Source organism: Thermomonas sp., from assembly GCF_035369645.1.
Taxonomy (GTDB): Bacteria; Pseudomonadota; Gammaproteobacteria; order Xanthomonadales; family Xanthomonadaceae; genus Thermomonas.
Genome location: NZ_DAOOUM010000001.1, coordinates 1 through 24,040 on the forward strand (window position 1 = coordinate 1; position 24,040 = coordinate 24,040).

The 24,040-nt window shown below is 61.5% G+C and carries 18 protein-coding genes and 1 CRISPR repeat array; of the genes, 8 read left to right on the forward strand and 10 right to left on the reverse strand.

The features are described 5' to 3' along the window. Window positions 1–19 precede the first annotated feature (19 nt). Window positions 20–1,309: direct repeats of the CRISPR family, unit length 36 nt; unit sequence GTTCCGGCTAGAGCGCAATTCCTGATCTGCTAACCT. A 72-nt stretch (window positions 1,310–1,381) separates the two neighbouring features. The 6 genes from cas2 to PK789_RS00030 all read right to left on the reverse strand — a co-directional run bounded on the left by cas2 (window position 1,382) and on the right by PK789_RS00030 (window position 7,475). Beyond that, window positions 1,382–1,843, reverse strand: a complete 462-nt coding sequence (cas2, locus tag PK789_RS00005; RefSeq protein WP_324305974.1) for a CRISPR-associated endonuclease Cas2 — start codon at window positions 1,841–1,843, stop codon at window positions 1,382–1,384. After that, window positions 1,731–2,717 (reverse strand): type II CRISPR-associated endonuclease Cas1, encoded by a 987-nt coding sequence (gene cas1 / locus PK789_RS00010; protein ID WP_324305976.1) that lies wholly within the window; start codon window positions 2,715–2,717, stop codon window positions 1,731–1,733. Before cas1 ends, cas2 begins: the two co-directional genes overlap by 113 nt. Next, the gene (locus PK789_RS00015; RefSeq protein ID WP_324305978.1) at window positions 2,714–3,091 is read right to left on the reverse strand and encodes a HepT-like ribonuclease domain-containing protein; all 378 of its coding nucleotides are present in this window, start codon (window positions 3,089–3,091) and stop codon (window positions 2,714–2,716) included. Before PK789_RS00015 ends, cas1 begins: the two co-directional genes overlap by 4 nt. Next, a complete protein-coding gene (locus tag PK789_RS00020) occupies window positions 3,088–3,378 on the reverse strand; it encodes a nucleotidyltransferase family protein (RefSeq protein WP_324305980.1) in 291 nt (96 codons plus the stop codon). The genes PK789_RS00015 and PK789_RS00020 overlap by 4 nt, the downstream gene beginning before the upstream one ends. A gap of 47 nt (window positions 3,379–3,425) precedes the next feature. Then, window positions 3,426–6,521: a type II CRISPR RNA-guided endonuclease Cas9 gene (cas9, locus tag PK789_RS00025; RefSeq protein WP_324305981.1), complete on the reverse strand. Its 3,096-nt coding sequence runs from the start codon at window positions 6,519–6,521 to the stop codon at window positions 3,426–3,428. A gap of 174 nt (window positions 6,522–6,695) precedes the next feature. Then, complete coding sequence (locus tag PK789_RS00030; RefSeq protein WP_324305983.1) at window positions 6,696–7,475, reverse strand: SDR family oxidoreductase; 780 nt, start codon at window positions 7,473–7,475, stop codon at window positions 6,696–6,698. 60 nt (window positions 7,476–7,535) lie between these two features. Here PK789_RS00030 and PK789_RS00035 point away from each other — a divergent pair, with 60 nt between their 5' ends. Both PK789_RS00035 and PK789_RS00040 read left to right on the forward strand, forming a co-directional pair. Further along, complete coding sequence (locus PK789_RS00035) at window positions 7,536–7,760, forward strand: hypothetical protein (RefSeq protein ID WP_324305985.1); 225 nt, start codon at window positions 7,536–7,538, stop codon at window positions 7,758–7,760. A gap of 118 nt (window positions 7,761–7,878) precedes the next feature. Further along, window positions 7,879–8,478 (forward strand): PfkB family carbohydrate kinase, encoded by a 600-nt coding sequence (locus PK789_RS00040; RefSeq protein WP_324306155.1) that lies wholly within the window; start codon window positions 7,879–7,881, stop codon window positions 8,476–8,478. Between the two features lie 27 nt (window positions 8,479–8,505). On the opposite strand, the gene sppA is transcribed toward PK789_RS00040, so the two are convergent. Together sppA and PK789_RS00050 are read right to left on the reverse strand one after the other, a co-directional pair. Then, window positions 8,506–10,398, reverse strand: coding sequence for a signal peptide peptidase SppA (sppA, locus tag PK789_RS00045; RefSeq protein WP_324305987.1), 1,893 nt, complete (start codon window positions 10,396–10,398; stop codon window positions 8,506–8,508). 73 nt (window positions 10,399–10,471) lie between these two features. Further along, a complete protein-coding gene (locus tag PK789_RS00050; protein ID WP_324305989.1) occupies window positions 10,472–11,851 on the reverse strand; it encodes an MATE family efflux transporter in 1,380 nt (459 codons plus the stop codon). Between the two features lie 130 nt (window positions 11,852–11,981). On the opposite strand from PK789_RS00050, the gene PK789_RS00055 reads away from it, so the two are divergent. After that, the gene (locus PK789_RS00055; RefSeq protein WP_324305991.1) at window positions 11,982–13,061 is read left to right on the forward strand and encodes a DUF3667 domain-containing protein; all 1,080 of its coding nucleotides are present in this window, start codon (window positions 11,982–11,984) and stop codon (window positions 13,059–13,061) included. Window positions 13,062–13,069: 8 nt separating this feature from the next. After that, complete coding sequence (locus PK789_RS11640) at window positions 13,070–13,480, forward strand: DUF4286 family protein (protein WP_503011849.1); 411 nt, start codon at window positions 13,070–13,072, stop codon at window positions 13,478–13,480. Here PK789_RS11640 and PK789_RS00060 read toward each other — a convergent pair. Continuing rightward, the gene (locus PK789_RS00060; protein WP_324305993.1) at window positions 13,383–14,759 is read right to left on the reverse strand and encodes a DUF3106 domain-containing protein; all 1,377 of its coding nucleotides are present in this window, start codon (window positions 14,757–14,759) and stop codon (window positions 13,383–13,385) included. The genes PK789_RS11640 and PK789_RS00060 overlap by 98 nt on opposite strands. A 456-nt stretch (window positions 14,760–15,215) precedes the next feature. Here PK789_RS00060 and PK789_RS00065 point away from each other — a divergent pair, with 456 nt between their 5' ends. Genes PK789_RS00065 through PK789_RS00080 form a run of 4 tightly spaced genes read left to right on the forward strand, consistent with a single transcriptional unit; the run spans window position 15,216 to window position 20,308 of the window. Beyond that, the gene (locus PK789_RS00065; RefSeq protein WP_324305995.1) at window positions 15,216–17,399 is read left to right on the forward strand and encodes a primosomal protein N'; all 2,184 of its coding nucleotides are present in this window, start codon (window positions 15,216–15,218) and stop codon (window positions 17,397–17,399) included. 48 nt (window positions 17,400–17,447) lie between these two features. Further along, window positions 17,448–18,389 (forward strand): transaldolase, encoded by a 942-nt coding sequence (gene tal, locus PK789_RS00070; RefSeq protein ID WP_324305997.1) that lies wholly within the window; start codon window positions 17,448–17,450, stop codon window positions 18,387–18,389. A gap of 10 nt (window positions 18,390–18,399) precedes the next feature. Continuing rightward, entirely contained in the window at window positions 18,400–19,683 is a 1,284-nt protein-coding gene (locus PK789_RS00075) for an NAD(P)/FAD-dependent oxidoreductase (protein ID WP_324305999.1), read from the forward strand. Between the two features lie 10 nt (window positions 19,684–19,693). Further along, a complete protein-coding gene (locus PK789_RS00080) occupies window positions 19,694–20,308 on the forward strand; it encodes a trimeric intracellular cation channel family protein (RefSeq protein ID WP_324306157.1) in 615 nt (204 codons plus the stop codon). A gap of 81 nt (window positions 20,309–20,389) precedes the next feature. On the opposite strand, the gene PK789_RS00085 is transcribed toward PK789_RS00080, so the two are convergent. Beyond that, complete coding sequence (locus PK789_RS00085; protein WP_503011850.1) at window positions 20,390–24,034, reverse strand: indolepyruvate ferredoxin oxidoreductase family protein; 3,645 nt, start codon at window positions 24,032–24,034, stop codon at window positions 20,390–20,392. Window positions 24,035–24,040 lie beyond the last annotated feature (6 nt).

The window sequence follows — 24,040 nt, forward strand, 5'->3', positions numbered from 1 at the left end:
CCGGGAACACCGCGCCGCGGTTCCGGCTAGAGCGCAATTCCTGATCTGCTAACCTCGCGGCGATGGCCGGGAACACCGCGCCGCGGTTCCGGCTAGAGCGCAATTCCTGATCTGCTAACCTAGCCGCCCAGTGCGGCAAATTCCCGGCTGGGTTCCGGCTAGAGCGCAATTCCTGATCTGCTAACCTCCATCACTTCGCTTGCTTTGTAATCCGTCAGTTCCGGCTAGAGCGCAATTCCTGATCTGCTAACCTTACATTCTCGATCAGGAGATTACCCTTCAAGTTCCGGCTAGAGCGCAATTCCTGATCTGCTAACCTTCATCTTGAACGCCGTGGTAATATGGATCGGTTCCGGCTAGAGCGCAATTCCTGATCTGCTAACCTACCTTCACCCCCGGCCTGAGCTTTGAATACGTTCCGGCTAGAGCGCAATTCCTGATCTGCTAACCTGGGGCCGACCCCGAGGGCGAACTCGGCGAAGTTCCGGCTAGAGCGCAATTCCTGATCTGCTAACCTGCATCCCATGATTGTCATATCGTGTCTAGAGTTCCGGCTAGAGCGCAATTCCTGATCTGCTAACCTTATGCCGGCATGGCAGTCGCTGCGGCGCTAGTTCCGGCTAGAGCGCAATTCCTGATCTGCTAACCTGCGCACCGGCATCACCCGCATGTGCCGCTAGTTCCGGCTAGAGCGCAATTCCTGATCTGCTAACCTCTGAGCGACGTGACACAGGCCCATGTGTACGTTCCGGCTAGAGCGCAATTCCTGATCTGCTAACCTCGTGGCAACGCTGGCCCAACCGTACCCCATGTTCCGGCTAGAGCGCAATTCCTGATCTGCTAACCTCCTGCGCGGCCAATGGCCAAACGCTGCCGAGTTCCGGCTAGAGCGCAATTCCTGATCTGCTAACCTGCTTGCCGTAGTGAAAGGCAATGTCATCCAGTTCCGGCTAGAGCGCAATTCCTGATCTGCTAACCTGCCTCCATCTGCGTGCTGATACTCTGCTCGGTTCCGGCTAGAGCGCAATTCCTGATCTGCTAACCTAGGTAGGGCGAATTGCCGTCGGGAAGCAGGGTTCCGGCTAGAGCGCAATTCCTGATCTGCTAACCTGCGCGCCGCGGCCAGCACGCGGCCGTGGCCGTTCCGGCTAGAGCGCAATTCCTGATCTGCTAACCTACGCGCGGCTGCTCAAGCTCAAGGGTTACAGTTCCGGCTAGAGCGCAATTCCTGATCTGCTAACCTTCGACCGGTGCCGACGACGACTACGCGGCCGTTCCGGCTAGAGCGCAATTCCTGATCTGCTAACCTCGTTAGCAACATAAGCCACTGATTTCAGTGGCTTTTTGTTTTCTATTTGCGAGAAATTTTGACGTTAACACGTCAGAAAAGCTGAAACTGCTCTGGATTGGTAAGTTTTTCACGCCGTTTTTTGTTCTCAAAACGGACGATACCGGCGTATTGCTTGTCCGTGAAATAGAGCACATACACCTTACCTCCATTCGGCAATACCGCTTGCACACGCCGTGTTGTGGTGTCGGCTTGATCGCGCCCCTCTACGAAGCGCAAGTACACTGAATATTGGCAGCGTTCAAACCCAAGATCCAGCAGGTCATGGCGAAAGTCGTTGGCTGCCTTGACGGCCTCTTGCGTATCCACCGGTAGGTCAAACATGACCAATACCCACATTAGCCGATACCCACTCAAGGGTTGGTTAGGCGACTTGTGGCCTTCAGTCTTCCTCGGCAATGGACGGTAGCGTTTCGTCCTCGCCATCACTACTCCATGGGGTCTTGCACAAGGCCTTGTTTCCCAACCAAGCAGACACGCTCTCGGCCCGATCATAAGGCAGATTGAGGTGTTTGCGCTTCTTTTCGAACACATGCGCCAATGACGTGCACAAGTGTTCAATGGCCACGGAAATCGGGCTAAGTCCATCTTCTGTCTGAATACCACGGGCCATCATCAAGGACAGCTCCCGCTTGTTGGGCGCATCTACGTCATAACGGCCTAGATCAGCCAATTGCCGCACCTGCGCATCCACGAAGGGCCGAAATGGTTCCATCAAATCGTCTACTAACCGCAAGGCATTGGCATCATTGGCGTGATGCAATGGCATACCCGGATGCAGCCCTGTGGCAAGCAAATGCCGCGCTACGGTTGCCCGCAACACGGTATAGCCGTAATTGAGCAGGGCATTGATGCCATCGGCACCTTGGTTCCGGCGAAAGTTGGGGCCAAGTAGTAAGCGCCAATAGCGGCGCGCACCCACGCCCTCCATATTGCGCGTATCACCGGATGTCACCTTTGGAATCAGTGCACGCAGGGGGGCCTCAGGTAAACCAAATGCACCCAGTGTTGCGGCCTGCATGCTCAACTTTTTGCGCACCAATTCTTGCCACAGCCGCTTTTTGGTTGGGCTTGATGCAGCAGCTTGTGCATCCAACCGTGCGCCTTGGCGATAGTGGCTGTCTACAGCGCAGACAATGCCCACGGGCATATGGTTTTTCCCGCACAGCACGATGGGGCAACCGCGCTCGGCCAATGCAACCAGCAGATTGTTGCTGTAAACCAACCCATGCGCATTGCAGATGAGTGCGGCCACGTCATCCAGTGGGACACGGCCTTGTTCTGCATTTTTGTGCGAGACCACCAGAAACCCGCGCTCCTTGTGCAGGTAGCGCGAATCCCCTGCAATCTCAACAATGCGGCCAATCATAGCTCTTGTGATGGGCTAGCAAAGGATTGCAGGCAAATTCGTAACTGTTGTGCAAGCTCAGGCAGATCATGGCGCGTGGTGTCCCAAATCACCTGAAAGTCCACATCGTGATAGCCGTGTGCGACGATGTTGCGCAGCCCATAGGCCTTTGCAAGTGGTAATTCCGGGTGCGCGTCAACAAACGCCTTGAAGCGCTGTAGCAGGTGCTTACTGGCCTCACCGATGACTTCAAAATTGCGAATGACGGCATCTTGCATCATGCGGTTTGCAAGGAATGCGTCAAAATCCGAATGGTCCACGTACTCGGCGATGCGCTCTTGCGCTTCCACAATATCCTGCAAGTAGTGCAGCAGGCGGCGATCCTGGTGCTTCATACAGGCTGCGCTTGCGCGATCACGTCATCGCGGAAGTGCCTGGAGATGGCCTTGGGTGTCAACAAGTCGATGGGGACACCTAGCAGCTGCTCCAGCTCGTAAACGATGCCACCAAGATCAAACAGTGTTGTGCCCTCTAGTGGGTCAACCAGCAGGTCAAGGTCGCTGCCTTCGGTGTCTGCACCATAAAGCACAGAGCCAAACACTCGCGGATTGGTGGCGCGGTGCGCCGCCACGATGCGACGGATAGCCTCACGGTGCGTGCTCAAGGCAGTGGACGGTCTCATGGGGTAAGAGGCTAGCGCATCCTGTGATGCGTTGCCATTGCAGTCAGCTATTCCTTGAAGCCGGGGTCGTTGATGTAGCCGAGAATGTCCACGCCAACCAGTCTCGCGCCTAGCTTGCGGAGTGGATCGGCACCCTTGCGTATATAGGAAAAGCTGTTCTCTCGATCTCGATCCCTAGCGTCAACATTAGATTCGTTGTGCTCATGTAAAGCGACACCATTACGTGAAAAAAGAGCGACCCGCATCAGCTTGAACCGCCCATCATGTTCTAGTTTAAGTATGTCGCCCTTCCGCAGCCGCATCACCAAAGACTTACCTGAGCTATAGGCAGTCTTGGACTTCGGATCAAAGTCAGGCTGGTTGGCGGTGTAGATATCCACCACATCGCCATTCCATTTGCCATTCTCTGTACGGTAAATGTCGTAGCAATAATTGCCGTCACCCTTGACGTATCGGTAGGGCTGTTTGGTTGCGCGGTCTTGGATAGGAATGACGGATAAGCGTTCTTCCATACGAATGCGGCGCACACCTGTTCGTATGGTGTAGGCATCCAGTGCGGCTTTCAGCTCCTGACCAGACAGGCCATCCAAAAGTTTCTTTAGTTCACCACGTAATGCAGGATCGGCAACGGCATCCACGTTCTTCGGAGTCAATGCAGTCAACGGCTTGCGTACCGATACCAACATCGCGCCGCTGGCATTGGGTTCTCCGCGCTGTCCGTAATTGGTGTCGTTGTGCAGGCCCGCTTCACGGCCATGGTCGGGCTTGTGGGAGACGACAATCCTGCGCACCACTTCGGCAAGCTCCTCCCGGAAGCCTACCCACGGTACGTCCAGCGATTTCAGCAATCGATTTTCGCCGTCGGCCTCGGCCTTCTTCGCGGCGGTGGATATACGCTGGATGAGCGAGCGGTCACAGACCGCAATGACAGCCGCATCCACGGCGTGATGGCGGTGGTCATCGCGGTTCTTGCCCTTGTGTTCCGGATCGAGAATCTCATTCAGCCCGTACTTCTGCCGCAGCATGGCTGTCAGGCGGCCCGTCGCCACCCAGACCTTGTTTGGCGGACAAACGGCCGTGAGGTATTGACGGGCAACGCGCGACAGGTACGCCGTATCCGTGAGATGCCGATCAAGGAAATCCTTCTCTCCTAGGAAATTCTGCAAGGCGTTTTCCTTGAAACGCTTTGCCTTGTTCTTGTGCAACCGGGCGGCGCGTTCTTCGATTTCCTTCCAGTCGTAACCCGACGGGGAGTGCCCGAACGCCTCGAACGGCGTCGAATTCTTCTTATCCCGGTTGGCGCGCGAAAGACAAAGCACCTTGTTGGACAAGCTATCGTCCAGTGAGCGTGAGAACGGCAAGATATGGTCGATTTCTACCGTCCCGTCGAACAACTGGCTCATGCTGAAGCGCTGGCCGGAGTAGATGCAATGCCTGTCGTTTGCATCTTCGCGGCCCAGTTCATCCCACAGCATCAGGCGTTGGCGGTTCTCCCGATTTTCGCGTTGTCCCAAAGCGCTCAACCGCTGGTTCAGTTTTTCATTGCGCCCCTGATTCTTGGCCTGCTCGCCTTCGAGGTCTCGGCGCTTCTGTCCGGACAAACCGAAATCGCGCGCAAGCTCCACGATGATTTCGGTCGGATGGCCCCAACGCCGGATGATCTCGTTGACCAGTTGCCGCAACTGATTCAGGCCGATATGTACAGTCGGGTTCGCCAATTTGCCGAACGTCCTCTCGTTCGGATCTTTCGCCTTCGGCGTGGGGGACGTGTAGCTGCGCAGGATTTCCCCGTAGTACGGCAATCGCTCGAAGATCTCGCCCGTATAAAAATCCGAGTGGTTGTAGCCGGCCTTCTGCGCCGCCTTGTCGTAGGTGATGACGTCGGCATCCAGAATCGGAACGATCTTCTCCAACGCTTTGCGACTCAAGCTGCCGTAGTCTTCCGGCAGTCGCGCTTTGGCCAACTGCGCGGCAATGGCGGCATCGAAGCGCCATGGCCCGTCCATCAGACGGCTCTTCAATTCCTCGGTATCGTCGATGATGTCGATCAATTCGGCTAAGTCGCGTTGTTGCTGCCGCGACATGGCGAACCATGCATCTCCCAACGAATTTTCTACACCGAGTTGGGATGCAACCACATCGCCCTTCAATCCTTTGCGCTTTTCCGACTCTAGATTGAAGCGTGTGTCTTTCGGCAGCTTGAGCGCCCTAACGATGGCGGCGAACGTCATTTCCCGCTTGCGATAAAGGGCATCGCGCAGGGTGTTGCGCTCGTCCAGCGTCAACGGGCGTTCTTCCAATCCTTCGATGACGCGCAGGTTGTTCAGTTCCTGCAATACGCGGAATTGCTGCTGCAAGGGCGACCACAACGGCTCGCGAAACTCCTCGGTCTCAAAAATGCAGCGGCCGGGCTGGACGGGTAGCAAAGGACGCTGGAACAGCAGCGTGTCGCGCAGAAAGGCGCGCGCTGCTTCCGTGCAAACATTCGGATGATGCGGAGCCTGTGCGGCCCATAACGCATCGAACTCTTCGGCGACCATCGCACGCTGCGTGTAGAGCAGGTATTCCTTGCCATCCGCCGTCGTGCGGGCGCGCACGGTTTCGCGTTGTTCGTGGCGTTTGGCGAGGTATTCGCCCATCGTCCGGCAGCCAGCGGCTGCGATGCGCTCGCGCGTCTTGCCGATGGCCGTCGCAATCTTGCCGGCCTCGTTTTCATTCTCGCCCTTGGACTTACGGCTGCTCTTGAAGCCGCGCCGCTTGGCAAGGTGATACAACGCGCGCCCTAACTCGAAAGCTGTCAGGGGCTCATCCAGACCTTTGTGGCGCAGTTCGTACGGGTCGAGTGCAGACAACGCGAGTCTTTCGTCATCGTCATTTGGCATCAAGCCAAAACGAATCAAGCCATCCATGAAGCGCGTTTGTCGCTTCAGCACGCGGTCGTGACGGCGGCGCATTTGGCGTGCTGCGCGGCGATCCGCTGCCAGTGACGCTAGCGTTTTTGGGCTTCTGCCATCGGAAAAAATTCGTGAACCCGCACGGATAATGCCAATGGGCTGATCATCATCACTCAATTGAAGTACGCACCAGCCAATCGAGTTGGTGCCGATATCCAAGCCCAAGCGATAGCGTTTCTTGAATTTCATTTCGCCCCCTGTTGACGCGGCGGTGCGTCGCTGCTAGTTTTTCCCATGAAGTAGATCAGGAATTGCGCTCTTTCCGGCAACAAGCTGAAAGATGCACCAAATCTGAGGGCCGGCCTAGCCGGCCCTTGTCTTTTGTAGCGGGTCTCTGTCGCACAGACTGAGACGGTGCCTGCCCTAAAACCCATACCGCAAAAACCCGCCATCGACGGCAATACATTCGCCGGTGATGTAGCTGGCGGCGGGCAGGCACAGGAAGGCGGCGGCGCTGGCGACTTCTTCGGGTTCGCCGATGCGGCCCATCGGGGTGCGCAGCAAAACTTCATCCAAATAATCCGGATCGGCCAATTTGTTGCTGGTGCGACGGGTGCGGATGTACCACGGGGCCACCGCATTGACGCGGATGCCGTCTTCGGCCCACTCCACCGCAAGGTTGCGGGTCATCTGATGCAGTGCGGCTTTGCTCATGCCATAGGGCGCGCCGCTGCGCACGTGGGTGATGCCGGACACGCTGCCGATATTCACGATGGCGGAGGCGGCGTGTTTGCTGAGCAACGGGTGCGCCAGCCGGCACAGTTCAAACGCGGAGAACAGATTGGTTTCGAAGATGTTGCGCCACTGGTCTTCGCCATAGTCCAGTGCGGGGCGGGTGAGGTTGCCACCGGCGTTGTTGATGAGGATGTGCAGACCGCCCAAGTCCGCCGCCCAGTCGAGAATTTCCGTGCGCTGCTCGTCATCCGTCACATCGGCGGGCAGGGCCAACACGGCATCTTCAGGGCCGGGGAATTCGTCTTCCAGTTCGGCGCGTGCGGACTCCAATAATTCGGCGTCACGCGCCACCATCAACACCTGCGCACCCAACCCCAGCAGCTCGCGACAAATGGCCAAGCCAATGCCGGCGCTAGCGCCGGTGACAAGGGCGCGTTGGCCATCAAGACTCCAGCGGGGTGAGGGCATGGGCGGCTCCATCATGAGGTTCAGCGTAGGATAGGCCAAGCCCTGCTTGGAGGAAGCATCATGCGTTGGAATTCGCTGTTGTTGCCGATGTTGTGCCTACTCGCCGCGTGCTCGGCCCCGCCACCGCCGGACCCCGCGCAGCGGCCGGAGCCGAAGGCAGCGGCGCCGGCATCGCCCATTACGGCAACGGCCAATGCCTACAAAGATGCGGCACACACCGCCGCGGACACCGTGCAAACGCAGGCGGCGGAGCAGGCCAAGCAGGCGGATGCGGCGACGCAGTGACTTGGCTAAGGCTGGTGAGTACTGGAATACGACGAAGGCAGTGTTTCGCAGTGGGTATCGCGAATTACTGCAGAAGCCAACGTTGGATCGAGTTGCTGCCAGCGACGCACCACCAAGCATGCGACGACTTCGGCACCTCGGGCCTGCAGATGCGTGTCATCGGCGAGCCCCTGTGCGGGTACGGGTATCGTTCGATGGCAACTTCCGAGCCAAGCTGTGGGAGGCATGGAATGGGCAACCACAGTCGATATTGCATGCTTTGATGGCATTGGCTGACATCGCGTTTGCCGACCACCGTGATATTGCACTCGTTCTGGGGAAGGACGTTGATGGCACAGATCCGCTGCAGCGTTTCGCCGGTGCCGCCACTGCTGCATTCGCGGCGTTCCCGCACTTAAAAACACTTGCGGCGACGGTGCGCACTCAGCCACGCGCAGATCATCATCAACTGGGGGCAATGTTGGCGAGTCGCGATGGTGGAACACAACAATGCGCACCAATTGAGCTTGGCAATATCGTGGATCGCATTGGGACTGGGGATGCGTTTGCAGCAGGGGTCTTACATGGGATGTTGAGCGGAATGTCCGACACCGAGAGCTTAGCGTTTGGCCAAGCCGCCGGAGCACTCAAGCATTACTTTCCGGGCGATGCATTGAATGTAGATGTGGATGCGGTGCAGGCGGTGGTCAATGGCGAGCGCTTGGACGTGCGCCGTTGATCGACGCACGTCCCAAAGCGAGGATGCTTACAGCGGCGAGCACAGGCAATACGCCAGCGCCTTGACGCGCTGTTGGCCGGGTGTGTCCAGCGCGTCCTGCACGAAGCGGAATACCGGCTGTTCCTGCACGCGGCGGGCCAGCAGCAACTCGGCACTGCCACTGTGTTGCAGTAGCGCCAGCCCGGCACGGCTTTGCAACATACCGCCCAGCAGTTGCGAGAATGGGGTGGTGCTATCTTCGATATAACGCGTTTGCCATGCCTCCGGCTTGCCCAACTTGGCGCGGTTGGCGGCATCGGTCACGGCATCTTTCAGGCTGCCAAACGCATCCACCAAGCCGCGCTCCTTGGCCTGCGCGCCACTCCACACACGGCCTTGGGCAATGCTGTCGATCTGCTCCACGGTCTTGCCGCGCGCATTGGCCACGCGGCCGGTGAAGTCGCGATAGCCCTTTTCGATCACCGCTTGCACGGTGGTGGCCACACCCGGGTCCAGTGCGCGGGTCAGGTCAAACGCGCCGGCATATTTGGCGGTGGCCACGCCATCGGTATGCACGCCTATTTTGTCGAGGCTGCGATCGAGGGTGGGGAATAGGCCAAAGATGCCAATTGAGCCGGTAATCGTGGACGGGTCGGCATAGATGCGGTCGGCATTCATGCTGATCCAGTACCCGCCGGAGGCGGCGACATCGCCCATCGACACCACCACCGGTTTGCCGGCGGTCTTCAAGGCGGCTACTTCGCGACGGATTTGTTCCGATGCAAACACTTCACCGCCGGGTGAGTTCACCCGCAGCACTACCGCTTTGACGTCGTCGTTGTCGCGGGCTTGGCGCAGCAGTGCCGAGGTAGAGTCGCCGCCCACTTTGCCGTTGGGCAGTTTGCCGCCGGCGATTTCACCTTCGGCCACCACCACCGCCACCTGCGGGCGGCTATCGGTTTGCGGCAAGCTGCGGTCCAGGTGTTGCAGATAGGTGTCGAAGCTGACCTGACGGTAGCCACCATCGGCGTTGTCGTCGGCCACGCCGCGCTGGGTGAGCAGGGTTTCAACGTCTTCACGGGTTTTCAGTCCGGTCACCAATTTTTGCTGCAAGGCCAGTTGTGCCAAGTCGCCGTGGGCGGCGCTGACTTGCTCTGGCAAGGTGTTAGCAAAATTGGACAGTGTGGCCGGATCCAAGCCGCGTGCTTTGCCGATATCGGCCAGCATGCGCTGCCAAATATCGCCCATCCAGTACAGATCGGCTTCCTTGGATGCTGGCGATGCGGCATCCAAAATATAAGGCTCGGCGGCGGATTTGAAGGTGCCGACTTTGAACAAGTGCACATCCACGCCCAGCTTGTCTTGTAGCGCGGTATGGAAGAACTGCCGGTACGAGGCCAGCCCATCCAGCATCACCCCGGCCGAGGACATCGGGTCGAGGTAAATTTCATTGGCTTGCGCTGCCAGTTGGTATTGCCCCTGCGTGAAGCCCTGACCAAATGCCACCACTTGTTTGCCGGATGTGCGCACAGCGGCCAACGCCGCGCCGACTTCACGCAGCGAAGCAAACCCGGAGGGTTGCAGCTCATCCAAATTTACCGCCAGCCGCTCGATACGCTTGTCGGTGCGCGCCGCCTCCAGCACGCGCAGAGCATCGCGCAAGCGCAGCTCGCGGCAATCGCGGCTGTTGGTGGCACGGGCCAAGCTGCGGCTGAGTGCATCGCAAGTGTATTGCTCAACCAGACGCCCTTCCGGTGCAAACACCAAAGTGGTGCGATCCTCCAGTGGGGTCAGTTTGCCGCCGCCCAGCATCGCCATCAGCAGGATGACCAGCACGAGCAAGAACAGCAGGTTGAACACCAGCCTGCGGGTGAAGTTGACGGTATTCCACAGGCCAACCACGAGACTGGCGATGGGGCCGCGACGGCGCGGTTGATTCATTGAAAACTCCGGGGGAAGACGTGAGCGCAAGCGGTTGTACAGGGGGACATGCTAACCAAGGATGGCGCAGGCTTCATGCGCCGTCGGTCATGGGGGTATGCCGCGTGGGCAATTGTTGGCTACTGCGCAGGAAGCGCCGGCTTAGCAAGATGGCAGCCACCAGCAGGCCGGCACTCAGCCCCAGCCACATGCCTTTGGGCCCCCAACCCAGCCACAGGCCCAGCCCGGCACCCACCGGCATGCCGATGCCCCAATACGCCAGCGCGGTCAGCCACATTGGCACGCGGGTGTCTTGCAGGCCACGCAATGCGCCGGCGCAGACCACTTGCACGCCATCGGGAAACTGAAACAACGCGGCATACAGCAACAGGCTGCCGCCCAGCGCAATCACCGCCGGGTCGGTGCTGTAGAGCGCGGCGATGGTGTTGTGGCCCAGCAACATCAACAGCGCCGAACAGGTCTGCGTGACCATCGCCAACACTAGCCCAGCAAACGCGGCGTTGCGAATGCCGGGTAAGTCGCTGCGCCCCAGTGCATGCCCTACCCGCACCGTGGTGGCCTCGGCAATTCCAAATGGCAGCATGAAGCACAGCGTGGCCACGTTCAGTGCCACTTGGTGGGCGGCCACCGGCACATCGCCCAAGCGCCCAATCAGCAATGCGGTGACCGCAAACAGGCCGCCTTCCATGGTCACCATCACCCCAATCGGTAATCCGGTGCGCAGCAAGGGCCGCAGTGCCGCCCAGCGCGGCCCTTGCCAATGCGAAAACAGCGCAAGGTCACGAAAGCGTGGGCTGCGTGCCAGATACCACGCAAACGCCAGCGCCTGTGCCCAAAACACCAGCGCGGTGGCCACGCCAATGCCAACCACCCCCAGCGCAGGCAAACCCAAGCGGCCATTGGTCAGCACATAGGCCACCGGAGCCAATAATGCCAAGCCGCCAAACCCCACCAGCATGGTGGGCATCGACCAATGCAGGCCATCGCTGAGATAGCGCATCGCCAGATACAGCGTGAACGCCGGGATACCCCAACGCACCGCATGTAAAAAGGCGGTGACGCCGGGCACGATGTCGGCGGTGATGCCCATTGGCCGCAGCAGTAACGGGGCGAGCGAAAGCAGCACAAACAAGCCCAGCCCCAGTGCCAGCGCGAGCCATAAGGCCTGCCGAAACAAGGGTCCAATTTCGGCGCGGCGGCCACCGCCATCCAACTGCGAGACCGCCGGCGGCAACGCCATCAAGGTCCCCATCGGGGCCAGTAAGGGCAGCCACAGCAAGGCGGTGCCCACCGACATTGCGGCCAAGGTGGCGGTGCCGTGATGACCGGCGATCAGCGCATCGACAAAACTCACCAGCCCAGACGCCAAGTGTCCGGCGGCCAATGGCGCAGCCAAGCGTGCGGTACGCCGCACTTCGTGCAGGAAGCGGGCGGGTGTGGGGGGCGTGTGCATAGGAAGTATCAGGTTCGCGCTAGCGTGGATGCGCGCGGCCTGTCATTTTATCGGTATGCAGATGAACCCCGCGACCGATACTCCCAGCCCGCCCGCGACACCAGCGCCTTGCCGCAATTGTGGGACGGCCTTGCAAGGCCCCCATTGCCATGCCTGCGGGCAGCCGGTCAAAGGCTTGATGCGGCCCATTGGCAGCGTATTTGGCGATTTGCTGGACAGCGTGTTTGATTTCGATGCGCGCATCGTACGCACGCTCAAGCCGTTGTTCTTGCGCCCCGGGTTTTTGACCCTGGAATATTTTGCGGGCCGCCAAATTCGGTATGTCACGCCGTTTCGGTTGTTTTTCTTTTTGGCGGTGCTGGCGTTTTTCATCGCCCGCCTGACCGTGCAGGTGGACAACACCGGCGCGATGGCGGGCACGCAAGACGCATTTGCGCAGGCCACCACGGTGGCAGCGGTGGAGAAAATTCGCGACGCGCAATTGGCGCAAATGGCGCAGGCCAAGCGCGACATGGCGGGAACGCCAGCAGCTCCCGGGATCGTTGGCGTCGAAGTCGGGGAGGCACGTATTCGAGAGGCTGCCGATGCGCGTATTCGGGCCTTGCAAGGCACCCCGGCAGGTGCCCCTGCAAGCGATCCTGCACACGTGGGCCTCGTCATTCATGGTCAACCTTGGGATGCCGAAAAACACCCGGTTGCGATCGGTTGGCTACCTGCATTCGCCAACCAATGGATCAACGATCAAGTCAAGCGCGGTAGCGACAACGTGGCGCGCCTTAAACGCGACCCGGGCGCGTTCAAAGATGCGGTGTTGAGCGTCATTCCCACAACCTTGTTTGTGTTGGTACCGGTCTTTGCCTTGATGTTGAAGCTGACCTATTTGTTGCAGCGCCGGCTGTATATGGAGCATCTGATCGTGGCCCTGCACAGCCACGCATTTTTGTGTTTGGCGCTGTTGCTGACCCTGCTGGCGGCAGTGCCGGCAGAAACCTTCGCCCCCGACGGCACGCGCCTGAACACAGTATTTGATTGGGTGATAGCTGGCTTGCTGCTGTGGATGCCGGTGTATTTGCTGTTGATGCAAAAGCGCGTGTACGCACAGGGCTGGCCGATGACACTGGTGAAGTTCACGGTGCTGGGCTTTGTTTATTCGATTTTGCTGGCCTTCGCCGTCACCGCGGCTGCCTTGATTGGACTGGTGGAAATGTGAGCAGCGCGGTGATCTACGAAGTCAACATCCGTGTGGCGGCGGCCATCGAGACCGACTATCGCGCGTGGCTGGTCGAGCATATCGCGGCCATGTTGGCCTTGCCGGGGTTTGTGCGCGCGCACTGTTTCGATGTGCTCGATCCCGCACCGGCCCCCGGATTTGTGGCGTTGTGTGTGCATTACCACCTGCGCGATGCGCAGGCATTGCAAGCCTATTTCGAGCAATATGCCGCAGGCATGCGTGCAGATGGCATCACCCGGTTTGGTGACAACTTCAGTGCCAGCCGGCGGGTATTACGCGAGTGCCATGCAGCGGGGTGCGTTAGCGGTTCAAGCGTGCCTGCAACCATGCCGAGCGCTGCGCCGCAGGCAGCGCCAATAGCTCACGGCGCAAGTCGGCGCGGGCTTCAGGCGGGGTGATTTGCGCCAGCCGCGCAAGGGTGTCGGTGTCGTCTGCGCTGGCGTTGCGCAAAAGCTGCAATAGCGCATCACGTTCACCGGCATCGACATACGCAAACAGCGGCGCGATGCGCGGCCATTGGCGGCCCAACTGCGGGCCCAGATGCCAGCCGCGATGGGCATCAAACGTCTGCTGGGCATAGCGCTGACGCAGCTGTTGTTGTTGCGCCAGCGGCAGTGTGTGGAACTGGGCGGCGGTGGCACGCAAGGTGCTGCGCTCGGCCTCAGTCAATGCCTGCCATTCGGCCATCGCACCGCGTAGCCAGGCGGTCTGGCGTAGGTCGGCGCGGTTCCACTGTGGCGCGGGTGCGGGTGCGGGAGCGACGGTTGCCGGGGCGGCGTTGGACAAGGGCTCGGGCAGCGAACTTAGCCATGCCAGCAGCGGCAGGTCACGCGCCAGCAGTAATGCTTGTGGCGCGGCAAACAGGGCGCGGTCGGGGTCGTTGGCTGGATCGGCGGGATCAAATGTCGCCTTGGGTGCGGCGGCCGCGGGCAAGGGCTCTACCCGCACACGGTTGTGCCATGCGCTTAGCAGGGCGCGCCCGCGCGGGTGCAAGAAAAACGTCGCCAACAACGCCAACAAGCAGACCGCCACACCCAGCCATAACCAGCGCAACAGATGCCGGTGTGGCGGCGGCAATGGTGCCGCAGTTGGTGCCGGCGGTGGGGGTGCTGTGGACGCGCGCGCAGTGGGCATCGGCGGCGTGCTGCTTGCAGTGCTGGTGGCACTGGCGTCGATGTCTGGATCGGAGGGGGCATCAGCGGCCTCCAAGGCCTGCTGCACGGCGTCGCGCCAGTGCCGCCAGACGGCGAGGTCAGGCTGCCCTTGCCGGTCGCGCGGCAGCGCATCGCGGATGCGCTGCTGGTAATCGCGAATAGCAATGCCCAGTGCGGCTGCGGCGTCAGACTCATCCAGGCACACCACCAAATGCAGCAATACCGCAGCGCGCGCCGCGGCAGGCAACTGTGCAATCGCCGGAAGTGGGCAGCCGTCGGCAACGACAGCCTGTCCCATTGCCGGGACCGACAACAACAGCCGCCAGTATTGCAGCGGCCATTGCGCAATCGGCCACTGCTCGGCTTCCGTCGCAAACACCTGCGCGGTTACCGCCAATGCCCGCTGCGCGGTCGCTACGTGCCCCGTCTGCACATGCGCCAAAAGGCGTGCACGCCGTTCCACGCCGCGCAAAAACGCGGCAATCGCCGGGGACTGTGGGGGGGCGGGGGATTGAGAGGTCATAGCAGGCCGGTTGCGGTGCCGCATCTTAGCCTGCCGCAGGGTATTTGGATGGCTTGACAGTCGCGCATGGTGCGGCTCCGCTAGCGCCCATGCGGGCTGTGGATATCGCAGTTGTGCACAGCGGCAAAATTTGCCACGCCGGGCGGGTTTCACAAGATCTTCACCCCGAGCAAAGGCGATGTTCCACGGATAACCATATGATTTTTAAGAAATCTTTTAAGTTGGCGTTTTTTTCACCAAGATGACAGCAAGCGCATCCGGTGGCGCTTGCGCGCGACTGGGAAGGCTAAGTTCACAGAGTTATCCACAGCCTGTGTGGATAAGCCGTGTTTCCTATGAATAACAGACACTTGCCGTGCTTACGTCAGACAAAAATGAGCAATGCTTGGCAACTTCGGCCTGCGTGCCCTGGCTTGCGCTTGGTGTGCGCTAGGTGCGTCCGGCTAGACTGGGCTGATGCCCCCCTCCCTCGCCCTGCGCGTGGCGCTGCCGGTGCCATTGCCGCGCCTGTTCGACTATCTGCCACCCGCCGGTGTGGCGGCGAACGCCGTGGCGGTGGGCCAGCGTCTGCGGGTGCCATTTCACGGGCGGGAGCTGTGCGGCGTGGTGGTGGCGCAGGTTCCGGCCACCGACGCGCTTGCCTTGAAAACCGCCTTGGCCGTGGTGGACGCCCAGCCGTTGCTGCACAGTGAACTACTGGCTTCGTTGCACTGGCTGGCCAGCTATCTGCACGCGCCACTGGGTGAAGTGCTGGCCACGGCCATGCCGGCGCTGCTGCGGCGTGGTGCGCCCGCACCCGACACCACCTGCTACGGCTGGAAATTGAACGAAGCCGGCCAGACCGCGCTACCGGCGATGCGCGCGGGCAAGCCAAAGGCATTGGCCGAATGGCTGCGGGTGCTGCGTGATGAAGACGGGCTGGATGCGGCATTCCCCGGCTGGCGCACAGCACTGCGCGGTCTGCGCGAACGCGGGTTGGTCGATCACGTCGTGCTGGATGCGGCGGCGCGTGTCATGCCGGTACAGGCCGCAATTCAGCCCAATGACGAGCAGCAGAACGCCATCGACGCGATCCGTGCGGCCGAAGGCTTCGCGCCCTTTTTGCTCGACGGCGTCACCGGCAGCGGTAAGACCGAGGTGTATCTGCAGGCGATTGCCGCGTGTTTGGCGCGTGGCCAACAGGCCTTGGTGCTGGTGCCGGAAATTGGCCTGACTCCGCAAGCACTGGCGCGGTTCCGGGCGCGGTTGGGGGTGCCGGTGCATGCGCTGCATTCGGGGCTGAACGATAGCGAGCGTGCCAAGGTGTGGCTGCAAGCCGCCAGCGGGCAGGCGCGGGTGATCGTGGGCACGCGCTCGGCGGTGTTCGTGCCACTGCCGGAGGCGGGTTTGATCGTGATCGATGAAGAACACGACGGCAGTTACAAACAGTTTGATGGCATCCGCTACCACGCCCGCGACTTCGCGCTGGTGCGCGCGCGTGCGCTGGGCGTGCCCATTGTGCTGGGCAGCGCCACCCCAGCACTGGAAACCCTGCACAACGCCCGCACTGGCAAGTTCACCGGGCTGCGTTTGCGCCAGCGTGCAGGCGCAGCCAAGCCACCGCAGGTGCGGGTGCAGGACGTGCGCAAACGGCCGCTGCACGCAGGGCTGTCGGAGCAAACCTTGCTGGCAATCCGCGAAGCGCTTCAGGCCGGCGGGCAAGTGCTGGTGTTTCGCAACCGACGTGGCTATGCCCCGGTGCTGCTCTGCCATGACTGCGGCTGGAGCGCGCATTGCCCACGCTGCAGCACGCCGGAAAAACCCACGCCGATGACCGTGCACGCGCATGGCAAGCGCCTGCAATGCCACCATTGCGGGTATCGCAAGCCCGCGCCGCCGGCCTGCCCCGATTGCGCCAGCTTGGGCTTGCAGCCGCAGGGCAATGGCACCGAGCGTATCGAAGCCGAATTACAGGCGCGCTTTGCCGATGTCCCGGTGATCCGCATTGACCGCGCCAGCAGCGGCCATCGCGATGCCTTGCAAACCCACTTTGACACCCTCGGCACGCAACCGGGCATTTTGGTGGGCACGCAAATGCTGGCCAAAGGCCACGACCTGCCCAAGCTCACCTTGGTGGTCGTGGTCGGGATCGACGAAGGCCTGTTTTCTGCCGATTTCCGCAGCAGTGAAAAATTGGCGCAGTTGCTGATTCAAGTGGCTGGCCGTGCAGGCCGTGCCGACAAACCCGGCACGGTGCTGCTGCAAACCCATCACCCCGAGCACCCGCTGCTGCTCACCTTGATTCAAGGCGGCTACCACGCCTTTGCCGACGGCGAGCTGGCCTTGCGTGAGGCCGCCGGCTTCCCACCGTTTGCGCATCTGGCCTTGCTGCGTGCCGAGGACAAGCACAGCGAGCCGCCGCAGCAGTTTTTGCAACACGCCAAAACCCTGCTGGCCGCACACCCCATCGACGCACACGGCCCGCTGCCCGCGCCGATGCCGCGCCGCGCCGGCTACCAGCGCCAGCAATTGATCCTGTCATCGCCCAGCCGCCGCGCACTGCACGCCGCGCTAGGCCACATGATGCCCGCCCTATACACCGCGCCGGTCGCGCGCAAACTGCGCTGGTCACTGGATGTGGATCCGCAGGATCTGTATTGAATGGCAGCATCGGTGACAATGACACCTGACGTCCTGCCGAAGTGCACCATGACCACCCAACTCGACCAGCTCCGCCAGCATTCCATCGTGGTTGCCGATACCGGCGATATCGACGCGATTGCGCGTTTCGCACCGATGGATGCCACCACCAACCCCTCGCTGCTGCTGAAGGCAGCGGTGCTGCCGGCGTATGCGCCGCTGCTCGATGCCGCCATCGCGCAGGCGGGTGGTGCAGATCGCGCGGGGGATGCCTGCGACCGTCTGGCCGTCGCCATCGGCGGCGAGATCCTCAAGCTGATCCCGGGCCGGGTGTCCACCGAAGTGGATGCGCGCTTGAGTTTCGATACGCAGGCCACGGTGGCCAAGGCGCGCAAATTGGTGGGCCTGTATGCCGATGCGGGCATCGGTGCTGATCGCTTACTGATCAAAATTGCGTCCACCTGGGAAGGCATCCGCGCCGCCGAAGTGCTGGAGCGCGAAGGCATCCATTGCAACCTCACCTTGCTGTTCTCGTTCGCACAAGCGGTGGCTTGCGCCGAAGCAGGCGTGTACCTGATTTCGCCGTTCGTGGGTCGCATCCTCGACTGGCATCTGGCCAATGGCATGGCGAGGCCGCAAACGCCACAGGACGATCCCGGCGTGCAGTCGGTGACGCGCATTTGGCAGCACTACAAACAACACGGTTACCCAACCGTGGTGATGGGCGCCAGCTTCCGCAACACCGGTGAAGTGCTGGCACTGGCCGGCTGCGACCGGCTGACCATTTCGCCAGAACTACTGGCAGAACTCGCCGCAACCGACGCCAGCATTGCGCCCGCCTTGGTGGACGATGGCAAGCGCGCCGCGCCACCGGCAGCGCTGGATGAAACCCACTTCCGTTGGCAACACAACGAAGACGCAATGGCCACCGAAAAACTGGCCGATGGCATTCGCAAATTCGCGCTGGATCAAGGCAAGCTGGAAGCCTTGCTGGCGGCGAAGCTGGGCTGAGACTGCGGGGATGACGGCCCAGCGCATGCGCGTGGTGATCGTCGGCGGCGGCTTTGCCGGCCTGTGGGCGGCGCGCGCGCTGGCGACGGCCAAGGTGGAGATCGTGCTGATTGATCGCGGCAACCACCACCTGTTCCAGCCGCTGCTGTATCAAGTCGCCACCGCCGGCCTGTCCGCGCCCGATATCGCCGCGCCCTTGCGGCATATCCTGCGCAAGCAGAACAACGTCGAAGTGCGGATGGCCACCGTCACCGGCATCGACGCGGCGTCCAAGCGCATCGTGCTGGACGATGGCGCCACGCTCGATTTCGATGTCCTGTTGTTGGCCAGCGGTGCCACCCACGCCTACTTCGGCAACGACCACTGGGCGACGCATGCGCCGGGCTTGAAGTCGCTGGACGATGCGCTGGACCTGCGCCGCAAATTGCTGCTGGCGTTCGAACGTGCGGAAGCGGCAACCGATCCGGCCGAGCGTGCCGCTTGGTTGAGCTTCGCCATCGTTGGCGGCGGCCCCACCGGCGTGGAGCTGGCCGGGACGCTGGCGGAAATTGCCCGCCACACACTGAAGGACGAATTCCACAACATCAATCCTGCCAGTGCGCGCGTGCGCTTGGTCGAAGCCGGGCCGCGCGTGCTGGCGGCGTTCCCGGAAGACCTGTCGGCAAAGGCGAAACGGCAGCTGGAAAAACTCGGCGTCGAAATCTCGCTGGGCACGCCGGTGAAGGACATCAGCGCCGATGGCTACATCTTAGGCGACACCTTCATGCCGGCCAAAACGGTGGTGTGGGCGGCAGGCGTGGCCGCATCACCATTGGGCGCGATGCTGGGTGTGCCATTGGATCGCGTCGGCCGCGTGCAGGTGCAGCCGGACCTGAGCGTGCCGGGGCATTCCGATATCTTCGTTGCCGGCGATCTTGCTGCATTGCTGCAAGCCAACGGCAGGCCGGTGCCCGGCGTTGCGCCGGCGGCCAAGCAGATGGGCCGCTACGTGACGCAGGTGCTGCGTGCACGGCTGGCCGGCCGTGCGCCACCGCCCGCGTTTGCCTACAAGGACTACGGCAACCTGGCCACCATCGGGCGCATGGCGGCGGTGGTCGATCTTGGCAAACTGAAGGTTTCCGGCTTGCTGGCGTGGTGGTTCTGGCTGGTGATGCACGTGTTCTTCCTGATCGGCTTCCGCAACCGGCTGGTGGTGCTACTCAACTGGTGGTGGGCGTACTGGAGCTACCAACGCGCGGCACGGATCATCCTCGGTGCCAGTCGCGAGCCAGCGGAGGCGCGCGATGGTGAATGACACCCACGTCATTTCCACCCTGTTGCTGCTGTTCGATCTGATCGGCACCTTCGTGTTCGCGCTCAGCGGCGGCGTGCTGGCGGTGCGCAAGCGGCTGGATTTGTTCGGTGTGCTGGTGCTGTCCTGCGCGGCGGCGGTGTCCGGTGGCATCGTGCGCGATGTGCTGATCGGCGCACACCCACCGGCCTCGCTGGCCGACTGGCGCTATCTGGTCACGGCGATGGTGGCCGGGTTGGTGACGTTCCGTTGGTGCGGGGTGATCGAGCGCCTGCGCAACCCGGTGCAATTGTTCGATGCCGCCGGCCTCGCCCTGTTCGCAGTGCTGGGCACTGGCAAGGCGCTGGCGTTCGGGCTGTCGCCGTTCGCGGCGATGCTGCTGGGCATGGTCACCGGCATCGGCGGCGGCATCGCCCGCGACGTGCTGGTGGCGCGGGTGCCGGTAGTGCTACAGGCCGAACTCTATGCCATTGCGGCACTGGCGGGCGGCGGTGTGGTGGCGTTGGCCGCCGCGTTCGGGCTGCCACAACACCCCGCCATGGTGCTAGGCGCACTGGTCTGCTTCGGCCTGCGCTACATGGGCATCCGCCGTGGCTGGCGGCTGCCGGTGGCGGGGCCGCGCGAGTAGGTAGGCGGGGAGATTCGCCGCCCTCAGACGGCCTCACGCACTGCGGCTGCCCGCTGCCGGTCAGTCACGTTCATGTCTGTATCACCCCACCTGCACCAAGCGCAACGGGTTGTCCCACTCGCGCAGCAACTCCGCTTGCCGGGTGCGGGCTTTGTGTAGGTGCGCCTCTTTGACGTGACCGTAGCCGCGGATGTGTTCGGGCACGCTGGCGATATCGGCGGCGAGGTCCACATTGCCGGCGTCGAGTTTGCTCAGCAGTGCGGTGATGGTGGTTTCGTATTCGCCAATCAGTGCGCGTTCGCTGCGGCGTTCGGCGGTGTAGCCGAACACATCCAGCGGGGTGCCGCGCAGGCCGCGCAGTTTCGCCAACACAGCGAACGCGGTGAACACCCACGCGCCGTATTCTTTCTTCACCAGTTGGCCTTGTGCGTTTTTCTTGGCCAGCAGCGGTGGGGCGAGGTGGAAGTGCAGCTTGTAGTCGCCTTCAAACTGCGCTTGCACATGCTTTTTGAATTCGCCGCTGGTGTACAGACGCGCCACTTCGTATTCGTCTTTGTACGCCATCAGTTTGAAGAAGTAGCGGGCCACCGCTTCCGACAGATCACTGCTGCCCGGTGCCTTGGCAGACTCCGCAGCGCGCACCTTGGCCACGAAGTCGGTATAGCGTTTGGCGTAGCGGGCGTTTTGATAGCCGGCAAGGAAAGCAGCGCGGCGCGTGATGACTTCATCCAGTGAGCGCGACAGGTGTGCATCGTCGAGCGGTGCAAAGGCGGCTTCGCCCGCGCCGGTGGCAGGCACATGGCGCAGCGCATCGCCATCGCGCAGGCCGGCAGTGAACGGGGTGAGTCCCGACTCGCCCGCATCGTTGGCGGTCGCCCCCAACACCGGCAACACATGTGCTTTCGCTTCGGCGGAGGTGGGCGTGTTGCGCACGATGCCGGCGGCTTCAACCACGGCCGGCAAGTCGATCACCGCCAGCCGGCCCCACGCGAATGCGGTTTTGTTCATCTCGATCGCCGCGCCATTGAGTTCAATCGCGCGCATCAAGGCATCCAAGGAAATCGGCACCAGCCCCTGCTGCCACGCATAGCCGAGGATAAACAGATTGGCGGCGATGGCATCGCCGATCAGCGCTGTCGCAATTTTGGTGGCATCGATCTGCAGCGGTGCCTGCCCGTTCAGCGCAGTACTGATGGCCTTGACGATATCGGCGGCGGGGAACTGCATGTCCGGGCGGGTGGTGAAGGTGCCGGGCATCGCTTCGTAGGTGTTCATCACCACGGTGCTGCGCTCGGGACGGATTTTGGAGAGCACCCAATAATCGTTCACCACCACCATGTCGCAACCCAGCACCAGGTCGGCTTCACCGGCGGCAATCCGCACAGCATGGATGTCGGAAGGTGTTTTGGCGATGCGGATATGGGTGGTGACGGCGCCGCCCTTTTGCGCCAGACCGGTTTGGTCAAGCACGCTGGCGCCCTTGCCTTCCAAGTGCCCGGCCATCCCCAGCAACGCACCAATCGTGACCACGCCGGTGCCGCCGACGCCGGTGATCAAAATATTCCACGGTTGCGACAAATCACTGCGCATCTGCGGTGCGGGCAAATTGGCCAGCAACGAGGCAGTGTCCACTTTTTTGCCCTTGCGCAGCTTGCCGCCATGCACGGTGACGAAGCTGGGGCAGAAGCCTTCCACGCAAGAAAAATCTTTATTGCAATCGCTCTGGTTGATACTGCGCTTGCGGCCGTATTCGGTTTCTTTGGGCAACACCGACACGCAGAAACTTTTCACCCCGCAATCGCCGCAGCCTTCGCAGACCAGCGAATTCACCAGCACGCGCTTTTGCGGATCCACCAACTTGCCGCGCTTGCGGCGGCGGCGTTTTTCGGTGGCGCAGGTCTGGTCGTAAATCAGGATGCTAGTGCCTTGCACTTCACGCAGCATTTTCTGCACGGCATCGAGGTCACGACGGTCGTGGAAGGTGGTGCCCTGCGGGAAGAGCGCAGGATCCGTCCACTTGTCGATGTCATCACTGACCAACGCAATGGTCTGCACGCCTTCGGCACGCATTTGTGCGGCGATTTGTGGCACGGTCAAGGTGCCATCGACAGGCTGGCCGCCGGTCATCGCGACCGCGTCGTTGTAGAGGATTTTGTAGGTGATGTTGACGCCAGCGGCAATCGACTGACGAATGGCCAGCGAGCCACTGTGGAAGTAGGTGCCATCGCCCAAGTTCTGGAAGATATGCGGGGTGTCGGTGAATGGTGCTTGCCCGGCCCATGTCACGCCTTCACCGCCCATATGGGTAAAGGTGTCGGTGTCGCGGTTCATCCACGTCACCATGTAGTGACAGCCAATGCCGCCCTGCGCGCGGCTGCCTTCCGGCACCTTGGTGCTGGTGTTGTGCGGGCAGCCGGAGCAGTAATGCGGCACCCGTGGGAAGTTGGCGCGCGGCAGTGCCAGCTCGCCTTCCTTGCGTTCGATCCAGCCCAATACGGCGTCGATTTGTTCGCTGCGATGAAAGCGTTGCAAGCGACGGCCAATCACATTGGCGATGGTGGCTGGGGTCAGCTCGCCAGTGGACGGCAAAATCCATTCGCCTTGCTCATCGTATTTGCCGACGATGGACGGGCGTGGGCCCCAGCTGTCTGGCCAGTTGTAGAACTGTTCTTTGATCTGGCGCTCGATGAAGGCTTTCTTTTCCTCCACCACCAAAATGTCTTCCAGCCCACGCGCAAACGCTTCAATGCCGCGCGGCTCCAGCGGCCAGGTCATGCCCACTTTATAGACGCGAATGCCGATATCGGCGCAGGCGGCTGCATCCAAACCCAAGTATTCCAGCGCCTGCAGTACGTCCAGATAGCTCTTGCCGGTGGTGACGATGCCCAGCCGCGCCGTGGGTGAGTCTTGCACCACGCGGTCGATACGGTTGGCCCGCGCGAAGGCTTGCGCGGCTTTCACCGCGTAGCGATGCAGGCGCATTTCCTGCTCCATCGGCGGATCGGGCCAGCGGATATTCAGACCGCCCACGGGCATTTCGAAGGCATCATCGCCGGGCAACACAATTTGCAGCGCGTGTGGATCGACCTGTACCGAAGCCGAGGATTCCACCGTTTCGGCAATCGTTTTGAAGCCCACCCAGCGGCCGGTGTAGCGGCTCATCGCCCAACCCAGCACGCCCATATCAAGGATGTCTTGCACGCCGGCGGGGTTCAAGATCGGCATCATCGCGCTGACAAATTCGTCCTCGCTGCCGTGCGGCAAGGTGGAGCTGCGGCAAGCATGATCGTCAGCGGCCAGTGCCAGCACGCCGCCCAGCTTGGAGGTGCCCGCCGCGTTGGCATGTTTGAACACATCGCCACAGCGGTCCACACCGGGGCCTTTGCCGTACCACATGCCAAACACGCCATCGTGCTTCGCGCCCGGGAACAAGCCCGGCTGCTGCGTGCCCCACACCATCGTCGCACCGAGGTCTTCATTCAAGCCGGGGGTGAACTTCACCTTGGCCGCTTCCAGATGTTTCTTGGCGCGCCACAATTCCAGATCGAAACCGCCCAAGGGGCTACCGCGATAGCCACTGATAAACCCCGCCGTGTTCAGCCCCGCGCGTTCATCGCGCAATTTTTGCACCAAAGGCAGACGCACCAAGGCTTGCACACCGGAGAGATAAATCCGGCCTTGGATGCGGCGGTATTTATCGTCCAAGGTGTAATCGGCATCCAGCACGTCGGC